This is a genomic window from Pontiella sp., assembly GCF_041622395.1.
Lineage (GTDB): Bacteria > Verrucomicrobiota > Kiritimatiellia > Kiritimatiellales > Pontiellaceae > Pontiella.
In genome coordinates, this window is the sequence record NZ_JBFJYW010000064.1 from 1 (window position 1) to 14,143 (window position 14,143).

Below are 14,143 nucleotides of genomic sequence, written 5' to 3' on the forward strand. Positions count from 1 at the left end.
CGTAATGATGCCGTCGACGCTGGTATCGGGCGCGCTCAGCTCCAGCGGGAGCGAGCCCGGACTGAACGCAAGGGTCGCTCCATCGGGGGGATCAATGACATCGAACGTCACGCCGGCCATGGACGCACCTTGCGAGGCCGCGCGCCGTTGCCCCTCGATGGAAAAGGTTCCAGCGGTTGCCCCGTTGAGACTGACATCGAAAAAGACAAAACTCGCCTGACCGGTTGTTCCGGGCAGATCGTTCACCTCGGCGGGCGTCCCTCCATCGACCGAAATACGCAGTCCCGAAGGGTTCCAGTTTACGTTGTTCAGGTTGCCCGCCATGATACCGATGCGGAACGCGTCCGGTGTCGACCCATCGATAGTGAAGGTAACGATCTCCTGCCAGGTCCCCGCACCGGGAGTTACATTGGCGACGCCCCCGCCGGACCGGATGCCCCAGTTGTCGACATCCGGCGCGATGGGCAGGCTCGGGTCGTCGATGATCGCGTAGCTGAAGGTTCCGCCTTCGGCCACGGATGTAAAATCGGCCCCTTGAGCAAAGGTCGCCCACGACGCTCCGACCTGCGTATGGGTGGCAAAAGAATTGCCTCCACCGTCGTTTGGCAAGCCATCTCCGAAAAAGAAGAGTCCTTCCGTGCCATAGGCATGGTCAGCATCCACATCGAACCCCTTGACGACCCCCGTTGACCGAAAGGCATTGACACCGTTTTCATCATAGCCGGATCCATCGCCGACCAACTCAATCGTAATCGCTCCGTGTGATGCGGACAACATGCCCAGTATCGCCATCAGCGCTGTTCCAATTTCCTTCCTCATTGCTCTTCTCCTTATTTTCCGGTTTCCAACCGCCTTGCACGATGCAGTCGACCTAGAATCCTCTATTCCAAGCAAAAGAGATGGTCCTACAGAACGCAAGTTTTGCCAATACCCTGAAAAGGGTATTTTCAGCTTTTATTTCAAAACCGCGTCAAGCGGATGCGCTTCCGGAAAACGCGGCCCCGTTGAAGGCGATGATGCGGGGAAAAGAACAGCAACCGATCCTCGCGGAACCGGTTCGGTTTATTCCGTTCCCTCGTAGACCCGATAGAATCCGCACCGGTTGGTCGGATTCAGGGGAAGGGAAAATGGCTGGGGGGTCTCGGAGGTAAAGGAGTGCACCGGTTCCATGGTCTCGAAACCCACCAGAAGATTCGTGGACTGGCGGAGCTGGAAGCCTTGGTTGCCCGGAACCGGATCAACCCAATAGTTGACGGTGGAAGCGGATTCAGCTTCCAGCAGCGGACGCATCGTTTTGGCCGTGACGTGAATGGCACTGAGCGGCATTGCTTCGTCGTCGCTCAAGGTGATGGTCAGGTTGCCGGCGCCATCCGTTGCGACATTTTCAAAAAGGGCAGGAACCAGAATCGGCCGGGAATAGAACGGGCTGGTCAAGACCTCATCGCTGTTGGTGTACGGATCCGCATCCTTATTAATGTAGGGCCGGAACGATGCATAGGTGCGCACCAGCGAATCCGCTCCGGCGGCGATCGTCAAATCGGTCAGGCCAGTGCTCGCCGCCGGCATCGCAACCACCTGCACATCGTAGCACTGGGCGTCATCCAGCCCGGACAGCGCGATCTGCATGGAACCGGCGCTCCAAACCCCGTCATTGGCCGACCGGTCGGAAAACGGCGTATCCAGATAGTTTCCGTAGTTTGCATGACCGAAGCCGAGATCGTCGTTCGTCATCTCGCCGCCCGTGATGCCTGAAGCCTGAATGGAGACGCCGGGAAGGAGAGTCCCGGTCCGGAGATCCTGAACCGTTGTGCTTGTGCCGTTGCCATTGATGACGTTCCAGCCCGGTTCCGAACCGCTTCCGGGGGTGGCACCGCCGTCGCTGAAATCGATGCCGACTTCGTACGCAATCGCCTCGGCGACCGCCGGCGGGATCGGGGCGGGTATCGACCAACGGGCCCCGTTCGCGTCGGTCAGAATAAACCGGTAGACATACTGCCGGAACGGGTTCAGCCCGCTGATTTCGTATTCGATGGCGTCGGCGGCACTTACGGCCCCCAGGCTTGCACTTCCGCCCCCCTCGGCAGCCGCCCAGACCGTCGCCCCCACCTGCCCCTGATCTTCGTAGGCCCAGACCAGCTCGACCGAGGTGTAGTTGCCCGGCTCATCGTAGCTCACCAAGGCGGAGCCTTTGCCGGTTTTTACCGAGCTGGGCCATCCCGTGAGCGGCTCATCCACATAGGGTTGCGTGGCGTTGTTATTGTACAGCGCAATGTCCGGACGGAGCGTGCCCCCATCGAAGAAGCGGGCCCCGGAGCCGATCCGATCCTTGTCGCCGAGTTCGGCGCGCGCCACTTCGACCTGCTCCAGCAGCCGTTTCACCACCGCGGGATATTGCGCCGCGAGATTGGTGGTCTCCTCGGGATCGTTGTCCAGATCATACAGTTGCACTTCATCCACCCGATCCTGCCAGCTCCGCCACCAGGCCATCCAGGCACTGGCGGGATTGTTTCTACGGGGCAGCACCAGCTTCCAGCGGGCATCCCGAATGGCCGACAACTGCGTGTAGCAGTAATAATAGTAATAGTCGTGCGGGCTTGCGGTTTCTTTGCCCTCGATCAGCTTCCGGATGCTCTTCCCATCGATCGCGAGCCCTTCCGGGATATTCACAGCGGCATAGTCCATGAAGGTCGGAAACAGATCCATCGTCGTCACAATCTCCTCCGAAACCCGGTTCGTTGGAACCGTGCCGGGCCAGCGAACGATGTAGGGCACGCGCGGGCCACCCTCCAGCGAGCGCATCTTGGAACCTTTCAGCGGGAAGGCGCTGCCATAGTAACCCTCCAGGCTTGCCGAGGTCCACGGCCCGTTGTCCGCGCTAAAAACCACGAAGGTATTTTCGGCAATGCCCAGCTCATCGAGTTTATCGAGCACCGCCCCCAGGCTCCAGTCGAGCTCTTCGATCACGGCCGTATAGACGTCCAGCCCACGTGCGGCGGCGCTGTCGCGGAATTCCTGCCGGGCCCCGAGGGACACATGCGGCATATTGTGGGCAAGGAACAGGAAGAAGGGCTCGTTGGCACGGTGCGCATCGCTCATGAAATCCATCGCTTCCTGCGTATAGTTGTAGATCATGTAGTCGGCTTCGCTCTGGTCCAGGTCCGCATCGACCACCGTGGTGCCGTTGGTATCGGCCCGGAGGATGGACGTATTGACGTTGCTCCCCGTGTCCACCGCTTTCGTGCCGTTATGCGACGGGGTTCCGTAAAAATAGTCGAAGCCCTGGTCGATCGGCCCTCTTCCCGCGTGGAAACTGGTCGCGGCGGTGCTTTCGCCGGAGTTGTGCCACTTGCCGATCAGCGCCGAGGTATAGCCCGCCGTCTTGAGCAACTCGGGAATCATGATCTCGTCGCCATGCGGCTCCGAATGATGATTCTTTTCATTGGCAGGCTCGGCAATGCGTATCGGATAGCAGCCGGTCAAGAGTCCGGCACGCGAGGGACCGCAAACCGGAGAGGCCACGTAGCCATCGGTAAAGCGTATGCCCTCGGCCGCCATCTGGTCGATGCGCGGCGTCTGGATGTGCGGCGAGCCGAAGCACCCCAAATCGTTGTAGCCATGGTCGTCCGTGAAAAAGATAATAAAATTGGGCCCGTTGCTGGCCACCGTAATCGACACGGTCGCCGGATCGCTCTCCGCCAGCCCGTCATTAACGGCAAAGGTAAAGCTGTCAGAACCCTCATAGCCGTCTGCCGGCGTATAGGCCAGATTCGGTTCCGCCCCCGTCAGCACCCCGTAGGTCGGCGAATCAACGACCCGATACGTCAAGTCGCGGCCCTCCGGATCGCTGCCGGACAGCGTGATGTTTACCGAAGAATCAGGCGTGACGCGCACCCGTTGCCCAGCGGCGACGGGAAGTTCGTTCGTGACCGTAATCGAGACGGTCGCCGGATCGCTCTCCGCCAGCCCGTCGTTGACGCTGAAGGTAAAACCGTCCGTTCCGGCATACCCGGCGGCCGGGGTGTAGGTCAGGAACGGAAGCGCGCCGTTGGTCGCCAGCGTCCCGCGGGTCGGCAACGAAACCACGGCATAGGTCAGGTTGCCGCCCTCCCAGTCGCTGCCCGCCAGCGTGATAGCCAACGGCGTGTCCGGCAACGTGCTTACGTGCTGCGCGGTAGCCATGGGCGGCACATTGCCCGTCGGATTCGCCGTCAGCGTTAACTCGGCGATCGACGCCCAGTCGTCGCCCGCGCTCAAATCGGAGATGGTAAAGGTGATTTCGCCCCCCGAAGCCGAAACGCCGGAGAAGGTTTCGTAGCCATCGACATACGTCCCGTCGAACGTGTTGGTTCGCACGTCGGAACCCACCGTCCAGATATGTTCGAACGCGTCGTGATCCCGCTTAAAACCGCCAAAGAGCCGGTAGGTCAGCGCATCGTTCAACCCGAAAAACGTAAAGGTCAGGGTGTCTTCGGGACTCTCGTTTTGCGCGAAAATATGATCTTCATAAATCGAGGCGTCCGTACTGCCCTCGCCCACCAAATGATTGCGTCCGGCATCGCTGGTGATTCCGCCAACCGTCAGGCCCACCTCCGTTGCGGCACCGTCCGAAAGGCGAACCAGATTCGAAAGCGTGGCGTTGCCGGAGCCGGTGAACCAGTTCCAGTTGGCGGTCGACGGCGCCGTCGCTCCGAAATCGATGCAAATTTCAACGGCGTTCGTGCTGAGATCAACCGAGGAAACCACCTTCATCCGAAACCCGCTGATCCGCCCGCTTTCGGCAATCTGTGCGATGGTAAAGGCACCGTCGGCATCGATCGTCAACGCGGCGGTATCGTCCCCGGCCGTCGTGAAATCGTCCTCCAGATCATACGGCGCAATGGCGGCATATGCCATGGCGATGGCATCGCCCTGCTGGGCATCGTAGGTCGTCAGCGCGACCCCGTTGACGTCGATCTGGTCGGCGGCGGTTTGGTTCCAAACGATCGTGCCGTCCTGAACCGAGGAAACCAAACCAACGAACGCAAAGCCCGCAACGTACGGCGCCGCGGATCCCTGCAGATCGGAAAAGGCAAACGAAATGGATTCCCCCGCATCGAGCCGGCCCGAGCTGCCGCCATTCGATCCCCACCCATGTTCGATTTTATCCAGCGTGCCGCCGGTGACCACATCCACGACGATATCCACGGTCACCGAACCGTCGCCAAACAGATCCCAATCGTCGTACGTGTAGGTCTCGGCATTGTTTCCGTCCGTGGTGTTCGTAAAGTCGAGGGTAACGACCTGCGCCTGCACGCCGACCGCCATCGCCAGAAACACAACACCCAAATATAAAACGATTTTGTTCATCCAATGTGCTCCGGCTTACGGTCGGGTTTGCCCGCCGCTTCTGATCGTCGCCAGCTCGCTGGCCATGGTGGCGGCAATATCGGGGTGGTTCGTGACGACATTGACGGTCTGGGACACGTCGTTTGCCAAATCGTAGAGCTGGGTGGTCGGCGCGCCGTCGACATAATTGCCGTCGCTGTCGATGTCGCTGTTCGTCAGGCCGGTCCAGGCCACGGCCCCCGGCCCGCCCGTGGTTCCGCTGAACCCGGCATCGCCCCGCCGGGGAATGTACATCCAGTCGCCCTTGCGGTAGCTGACGCCGTTCGAATATCGGGGTTGCAGAAGCAAGGTGTCGCGAATCGGCTCGGCCGGATCGCCGAGAAAGGCCGGCAGCATATTGAAGCTGTCGATCCCCTCCCCGTCGTTCAGCCCCCGCCCGGTGAGGGCGGCGAAGGTGGCCATGAAGTCGATGGAGCTCATCAACTCGCCGGAGACGCTGCCGGCTTCGATTTTGCCCGGCCAGCGGGCGATGAGCGGGATGCGGTGCCCGCCTTCCCAGACGCCGAACTTCCAGCCCAGCAGATCGCCGTTCTGTTTGTGGCCGGCGTTCCAGGCATTCTTGCCCTCGTCGTTGAGCATGCCGCCGTTGTCGCTGGTCACGATAATCAGTGTGTTTTCCGTCAGTCCCAACTCGTCGAGCTTGTCCATCACTTGGCCGACGATCCAGTCGAACTCGTGAATGAAGTCGCCGTACAGGCCGCATTCGCTGGTGCCCACGAATCGCGGATCCGGGGTAAAGGGATGGTGGATCTGCGTCGTCGCGATATACATGAAGAACGGATGATCCCGATGCTCTTCAATCCACTGCGTGGTCCGGGCGGCCCACTGGTTGCCGAGGTCGTAGTCGCGGTACAGCAGGTGGGCCGCTTCGCCGCCCGAGATGCCGTTCATGACCTTGTTGTCGTAGTAAAGCACATTGGCCGCGTGCGCATCCGACGTGTAATACAACGGATCGTCGGCATCCCACCCCAGAATCCCATGGTTTTCCACGAAGACATAGGGCGGCGCGCTGTTCACCACCGGAACGCCGAAATAGTAGTCGAAGCCCAGTTCCAGCGGACCGGGTTTCAGCGCGGCATTCCAGTCGCATGGATCCGTATCGCCGAAGCCCAGGTGCCACTTCCCGAAGCAGGCCGTTTCGTAGCCCTGCGATTTCAGCATATCGGCAATCGTCGTTTTGGTCTCCGGGAACAACAGCGCCGCGTGAATCGAGGTGGGCGCCCAGATATCCTGGCGGAACGGATATTCGCCGGTCAGCATGCCGTAGCGCGACGGCGTGCAAACGGCAGACGCCGAATGGGCGTCGGTGAACCTGCGCCCCTGCGACGCCAGCCGGTCCACGTTGGGGGTCTGCACCTTGGTGGCACCGTAGCAACCGAGGTCGCCGTAGCCCAGATCGTCGGCATAGATCAGGACGATGTTGGGATTCTTCCACCCCAGACCGAGCCGGTAAAACTCGTTCTCACCGCTCGTATCAACCGGCACCGTCACCTCCACCGGATTGTTCGTGCCGCTCTCCGCAACCAACCCCGGCGGACTCCAGGCCCCGAGCCGGTTGGTGGCCACCGTCGTCCATCCGTTGGAGGCCACCAGGTTCGTGGTCGACTGGAGATAGTAGACCATATCCACGGCGTTGGTATTCCGGCTGAAGCGGACCGAGTTGCCGCCGATATGCAGCGGACGAACGGACGCCGGCTGGGTCGGGTTGGACCCCGTGGCCCACTCAAAGACATTATCGGCAAGGTCGCCGTCGGCGTCCTCGCCGGGACGGTACAGCCCGCTGGTCATGCCAAGGAGGCCGATCCAGTCGTCGTAATGGGCCGGGATCGTCACGCTAATCGACACCGTTGCCGGGGCGCTGTCCGCCTCGCCATCGTTGACGCTGAAGCTAAAACCGTCCGTTCCGGCATAGCCGGCGGCCGGGGTGTAGGTCAGGTACGGAAGCGCGCCGTTGGTCGCCAGCGCCCCGCGGGCCGGCGGCGAAACCACGGCATAGGTCAGGTTGCTGCCCTCCCAGTCGCTGCCGGCCAGCGTGATAGCCACCGGCGTGTCCGGCAGCGTGGTCACCTGCTGTGCCGTTGCGGAGGGCGGCACGTTCCCGGTGACCGCGCAGAAAATCGTCAACTCCGCAATCGATGCAAAGTCGCCGTTGGCCAGATCCGTGATCGAAAATACGATTTCGCCGCCGGAAGGCGACAACCCGCCGAAGGTTTCGTAGCCATCGACATACGTCCCGTCGAACGTATTGGTTCGCGCGTCGGAACCCACCGTCCAGATATGTTCGAACAAATCGCTGTCCCGCTTAAACCCGCCAAAAAGCCCGTAGGTCTGCGCATCGTCCAGGCCGGAGATCGTAAAGGTCAAGGTGTCGTCCGCGTCGCGATCGTTTCCGTAGATGTGGTCGAAATAAATCGAAGCATCCGCGCTTCCGGAACCCTGCAGGTGGTTGAGCCCATTATCGTTGTCGATCCCCGTCACCGTGATCGCCACCCCGGAATCGACGCCGTCCGAGAGGCGAACCAGGTTCGAAACGGTGGTGTCTCCCCCGGTGCCGTCATATAAAAACGGGTTCCAGTGGGCGGTCGCCGGCGCCGTAGCGCCGAAATCGATGCCGATCTCGATCACGGCGGGCGAGCCGCCGCCGGAGCCGGCCGCCAGCCCCAAAACGGCGGCCGCCACGATCTGGATTTTCGTTCGCATCGGAGGTTCCTCTATTTCGAAGCCTTGGACTTCCACTGGTTGTACTTGGCGATTTCGGGACGCTTCTTGCCCGGATCGAAGAAGCGCGCGCCGGAGCCGATGGTTCCGGCATCGCCCAGCTCGGCGCGGGCCCGCTCGACCTGCTTCATGAGCCGTTCGACCACTTCGGGATGCTGCGCGGCAACATTGCGCGTTTCGCCGAGGTCCGCTTCCAGGTCGTAGAGTTCGATGGTTTTGACTTCATCGATCATGCGGGCCCACCAGCCCATCCACTTGGGTTTGGCATCGCGCGGCAAAACCAGCTTCCAGCGCGCGTCCCGGATGGCCTGCAACCCGGTGTAGCAATAATAGTAGTAATAGTCGTGCGGCGACTGATCGGTGGCCCCCGTGATGAGCGGACGGATGTCTTTCCCGTCGATGGCCAGGTCCGCCGGCAGGGTCTGCCCGGCCAGTCCGGCAAAGGTGGGCAGCAGATCCATGGTGGTGACGATGGCGCCGGAGGTTTCCCCGGCCGGGATGGTTCCGGGCCAGCGCATGATGCACGGTACGCGCGGGCCGCCCTCCCACGATTTCATCTTGGCCCCGCGCAACGGGTCGGCATGCCCGGCATGGTCGTCGATCCCCTTCTCGATCCACGGCCCGTTATCCGAAAAGAACACGATCAGCGTGTTTTCGTCCAGCTCCAGCGCCTTGAGCGTTTTCAGGATCTCGCCGAGGCTCCAGTCGAGCTCCTCGATCACGTCGCCATAGAAGCCGCCCGCCGATTTGCCGCGGAATTTATCGGAAACCCCCAGCGGAACATGTGGCATGTTATGCGCCAGATAGAGAAAGAACGGCTGCTCTTGGTTCTTGGCGATGAACCGGATGGCCTCCTCCGTGTACCAGGTCGTCAGCTGATCCATCTCCCGCTGCTCGATCGCCGGGACGACGACCTCGCGGTTGCGCATTAGCGGGGCCCGCACCTTGGACTCCTCCAGCAACTTCGTGACGCCGTTGTACTTGGGGGTGCCGAAGAAATAGTCGAACCCCTGGCTCAGCGGGTCGCCATGGGTTTTCGCATCGCCGGCGTGCCATTTCCCGAGGATCGCCGTGGCATATCCGGCCGGCTTCAGCACCTCGGGAATCATCAGCTCCTTCGTGTGCGGAATCGTGTGCAGCGCCTTCCTGTTTCCGGGTTCGGCAATGCGGATCGGGTAGCTGCCCGTCATCAACGCCGACCGGCTCGGCCCGCAGACCGGCGAGCCGACGTAGGCGTCGGTAAAGCGCATCCCCTCCGCCGCCATCCGGTCGAAATTCGGCGTTTTGATATTCGGCGAGCCGAAACACCCCACGTCGTTGTAGCCCTGATCGTCCGTCAGAAAGACGATGATGTTCGGTTTTTCCGCGGTGCCGGCCGCGGCCGCCAAGCAGACGGCCATGGCCGCCGCGCATCCGGTTTTCCTGAATTCCACACTAAACATAACGGATCTCCAATCGTTGTCCTGCCTTGATCACCAGCCCTTGCGGGAAACGAAGCACATAACGGCCAGCCGCATGCCGGAAGTCCGCCTCGACGCTCTGGCCGTCGACCGTCGCCAGCGCCCTGTCCGCAGACGTTCCGTCGACTTGATCCAGCGCGAATTCCTTCAGCGCCAACTGCCCGTAGCGCAAGTCGATCGATGCGGATTGTTTGCCGTTGGCCACCTGCTGCCCGAAGCTGCCCCACCCTTCGGCGGCGGTGAATCCGGCGCGGAAATCCTCCTGCTGCATACGGGGGCCGAAGGCCAGCTTGCCTTCGGGACCGTCGTAGCGATAGCCGCACATGGCCAGGAAGGCGCCATAGCTGGCCATGGCGCGGGCATAGTGGTCGGAGCACTCGATTTCGTTGTAGGGATTGCGGTCCTGCGGCAGGTAGCGGTCATAGATGGCCTTGCCGATCGACAAGCCCTGCTCGATCATCCCTTCCCAGATCATGTGGGCGGCGACCTGCCACTCGAAGCCGGTCATGCATTCATTCAGATAGCCCGCATAGCTTTTCTTGCCGCTTTTCGGTTCGACCTTTCCATTCGGGAAGGAGCACATGATCAGCCCCGCGTTGCCTTCGGCGGCATACCAGCGGCCGTCGGTCATGGCCTTTCTGAAATCACCCACGTTCGGGGTGAAGTTATACGTCCAGAGCGACTCCAGCGCAGTATGGACTTTATCCTTGGGCAGGACCGGATCGATGCCCACGTTCCAGAGCCAGGAATCGCCGAGCAACTGGTCGATGTGGCAGCCGTTGGTGGAACCGTGCTTTTGATCCTCGCCCGGCCCCGGCTTGTGGATGAAATAGCCGAACTGCTCGTTCCAGAGCAAATCGACCATCCCCGGAACCCCTTTGGCCACGATCGTTTCGTAACGGGCGGCCACTGCGGGCCGGTTCATCTGCCGCGCCATCACGGCCGAGGCCTTCAGCGCCGCATGGTATAGATTGATCAACCAATGCACCTGGCCGAACCAGGGTTCATCCAGCGTATTGTGCTGCGACCCTTCCAGCAGGCCGTCCTCGTCCGCATCCCATTTCTGGATCACATGGTCCATCGCGCATTGCACCCGATCCCAAATGCGTTCCAGGAAGGTGTAGTCGGGCGTCATCTGGCTCTCGCGCAAGACGCGCAGGATCGTGCCGCAATTGCCGTCGATCGCATCGCCGAACTTCGGGTCGGTGTAGCGATGGCGCATCACCCCGGTTTTCGGGTCGAAGCCCAAGCCGAACTCGACCTTATCGCGGTTTTCGCGCTCGATCTGCGGGAAGATGCGGGCGAGTCCATGCGCATAGTGCCAAACGTGGGTACAGTTTCCGGGGCAGCACTTGACCCCTTCTTCGAAATTGTAATGCTCCGGCACGTTGCCTTTTTCCGCGAGCCGCTGGCCCATCTGCGTCTGAACGCAGTCCAGCGTCAAAAACGTGCGCTCGAGGAACCAATACGGCAAGGTGGAATCATACCAGGTGTCGGCCCACAGCTGCGTGGTCCGGTGCAACTCGGACTCGCGCGAAGCCACCGCGCCGGCGGCCGCGGCCGCGGTCGGCCAAAGCGTCGCATAGTGGTTGGTCTCGGCCACCGTGCTTTTGCCAAACACCTTGTTGATTTGCAGGTTCGGAAAGCGCCAGGACAGCGCGAAGGCCATCGTCTTCGACTCGCCGGGCTTGAGGACAAACTTCCGGCCGAGCGACGCAAAGGCGCGCTCGCTGAAATCAACCTCGCCGACGGCTCCGTTGCGCAACGCGGTCGACGGGGCGGCAAAGAGGTCCTCCGCATCCGGCCGGCGCCGCGCGACATCGCCCAGCTCCGGTCGTTCGTCGCCCAGCACCCCGAGGGCAATCGAGCCGAAATCGGCGGCCTTCTCCAGCCGATTGGAAGCGGTTCCGGCCGGCGGGCGGTTGGAAAACTCGATTTGATCCACATCGATATGCCCCCAGCCGCCGGAGCTGGCGTCGAGGATTTCGAAATGGGCCTGCTTGCCCTGCCAGGCCGTCACGTTCCAGGAAACCCATTGCATGGCATCCGATTTTTTGCCGGTCGCCGACCGGACGATCTTGCCGTCCACCCAGAGGCTGGCCGTCAACTGCTTCGGGTGGGCTCCGCCGCCGATCAAGAAATTGATAAAGGGCTTCTCGATCAGAAAGGCGGGCGAGATCAGTTTGCCCTGAAGTTCGTCGCTCCCCGTCCAGGTGTTGGCGAGCCCGTTGCCCTGCATCCCCGACAACTTCTGTACGCCCGCCGCATCCGGCCCGGTGGAGGGTTTGGTTCCGAACGCCGCTCCCTCGACCGTCCAGTCGCCGTAGGTGCCGCCCTCGAAATCGGCAAACACGACCTTTTCGGGATCGCCGCCGGGGCCATCGAAGCGGGCGGAACACTCGACCGTCGAGATCCCGTCCAGTTCGCGGTACACGCAATGCTTTGTGCCGGCGGCATGCTTGCCGGAATTGGCGTTGGAAAAATTCTCGATCCAACCCGCGATCGCCACCTCCTGTTCGCGGTCGGAGGGGTTGCCGATGGTGTAGCGCATCACGACCACGGGATAGCTGGAGTCGTCGCGGTTCAGCGGAATGAACGGCGTATAGGCCTGCAGCCGTACCGACACCGGACAGGCACCATCGGCATAGTCCACCGTCGCCATCGGATATTGGTTGGTGAAGGTAACGTTTTCGAACCCGTTGCGGTCCAGGGCAAACGCCTTTCCGCCCACCTGCAGCGCAAAGCCCTGGCTCATCGGCGAATGCGCCACATCCGGGTCCAGGAAGCGCGGCCCCGAGCCTTTGTTCTTCTGGTCGCGGGACGCATCGAGGTTCCAATGCCAGAGCTTGCCGTCGCCGCCGAGATACACCTGCCCGGTGCAAATGCCGTTGATCGGCATGCCGATATATTTCAGATCCTCCCCGGTCGCGCTCAGCGGATTCCCGCGCGCATACAGCCCGGCAATCCACTCCTTGCCCAGTTTCTTGTCCGAAGGAACGATTTTCTCAAAGTCCGCCTGCGAGAAAGGTCCCGCCATCACGTTGGTGCGGCCGGCCGCCAGCAGGGTTGCCGAAAGCCCCGTGGCCTTGATGAAACTGCGCCGCCCCGCCGTGGGGGCCCCGCAGGTACCCGAGCAACACGCATGGCCCGAAGTTTGTTCCGCGTCCGTTTTTTCCATCATCCGATCTCCTGAATCGCTTTATACCAAATTCGATGGCGCATCATGGCGCAACCCCGCCCCATCGGCACCCCAAAACCCCGCGAAAAGCGCGAGCGCCATGCGTCCCGTTCTCGTCTTCATTTTCAGCGTCCTATCTTTAGAAAAAGCCCCCCGGAATATCCCCCACAGGGGAAACTCCCGAGAGGCTTCTCAGGTACCGAAGACAAGCGTTACATCACCAAACGGCGACGGATAAACAGGATCGATCCGCCGAATGCGGCCACCATCCCCAGCGTCGCCGGTTCGGGAATCGCTTCGAACTGAAGTCCCTGAAGACGAACCGTTCCCGCAGACATGCCAATTTCGAACGCGTCACTCGCATTTGCCGCAACCGCCGTATCCAAGGTTTGATAGACATAGCCCGGGTGCCCATCGGGACTAAACGAAAGGGCCGGAGCGGTGTCGGTAAAAGCACCCGCGACAAACGGTGTTCCGTTAATGAGCATTGTATCGGCTGCCGCATTATTGGCCGTAGCCGAACCCATCGCCCAAGCGCCCGTGTCATTTTCCGAAATGAATCCCACGAAGTTAAGCGCCGTGATCCCCGCAGAGAGATCGCTGAACGTGAACGTCATGGTATCGCCGGGGCCCATGCGGTTTGCCTCTGCGCCACCCGCAACACCGTAGCCGACCGCGATGGTATTGAGACCACTGCCCCCTGCCGTGGTAACCGTGATGTCGGCGGTCCACCCGTTGCCGAGATCGAAATCATCCAAGAACGTTTGGTTCAGTCCGGCAGCCGTTTCGCTCGTGCCGGCCTTTGTCAAATCAAGCGTGACCATAGACGCCTGCACGCCGACCGCGAAGGCCAGAACCATTCCGGCCGTTCCGATTTTTCTATTCATCTGATTTCTCCTTTTCCGTTGGAGGGAGCGCCACCATGACGCCCCCTTCAAATCTTTTTTATTCGCCCGACACTTGGAAGAATTCCGCCGTGGCGCCGTTGACCGTAGTCGTGTAGGCGTTGACGGGCGGGGTGGCCGCCAGACCGTCGGCAATCGTGGTCCAATCGTTGATGACGAGATTCTGCCGCGACTGGACGCTGTATACCGCGCCGATACTGCTGTTCCAGCTGATTTCGACCTGGTTCGTGGAAATCATTTCGATGGCGAGTTCCGGCGTTTCGACTTCGCCCCGTACCACCGAAAGCGACAGGGCGGAAAGCGTGCTGATCGTGTTGCCGTTGTAATCCCACGTGCGCACCTCCAGGGTCCCGTTGGTGATCGCGATATCCTCGAAAGTCACATAGCTGCCGGATTCACTGTCGGCGATGGTGTTGAGTTGGGTGGATTCGTCCGTCCCCAGTTGCCAGCCGGTGTTTCTGTTCTCCTGCTGGGCTTCGGTGCCGCCAATCCAATAG

At 61.3% G+C, this 14,143-nt stretch carries 7 protein-coding genes; all 7 read right to left on the bottom strand.

The genetic code is table 11. The features are described 5' to 3' along the window. The coding region (locus ABYO54_RS05525; protein ID WP_372807244.1) for a hypothetical protein at positions 1-819 on the bottom strand (819 nt) is incomplete at its 3' end. A gap of 243 nt (positions 820-1,062) precedes the next feature. Beyond that, entirely contained in the window at positions 1,063-5,346 is a 4,284-nt protein-coding gene (locus tag ABYO54_RS05530) for a sulfatase-like hydrolase/transferase (protein WP_372807245.1), read from the bottom strand. Between the two features lie 15 nt (positions 5,347-5,361). Further along, the gene (locus ABYO54_RS05535) at positions 5,362-8,085 is read right to left on the bottom strand and encodes a sulfatase-like hydrolase/transferase (RefSeq protein ID WP_372807246.1); all 2,724 of its coding nucleotides are present in this window, start codon (positions 8,083-8,085) and stop codon (positions 5,362-5,364) included. A gap of 11 nt (positions 8,086-8,096) precedes the next feature. Beyond that, on the bottom strand, positions 8,097-9,545 hold the full coding sequence (locus tag ABYO54_RS05540; protein ID WP_372807247.1) for a sulfatase: 1,449 nt from the start codon (positions 9,543-9,545) through the stop codon (positions 8,097-8,099). Continuing rightward, entirely contained in the window at positions 9,538-12,744 is a 3,207-nt protein-coding gene (locus ABYO54_RS05545) for a GH116 family glycosyl hydrolase (RefSeq protein WP_372807248.1), read from the bottom strand. Before ABYO54_RS05545 ends, ABYO54_RS05540 begins: the two co-directional genes overlap by 8 nt. A 209-nt stretch (positions 12,745-12,953) precedes the next feature. Further along, entirely contained in the window at positions 12,954-13,628 is a 675-nt protein-coding gene (locus tag ABYO54_RS05550) for a hypothetical protein (RefSeq protein WP_372807249.1), read from the bottom strand. Between the two features lie 58 nt (positions 13,629-13,686). Further along, positions 13,687-14,143 (bottom strand): hypothetical protein (locus tag ABYO54_RS05555; RefSeq protein WP_372807250.1); only part of this gene is annotated, 457 nt, incomplete at its 5' end.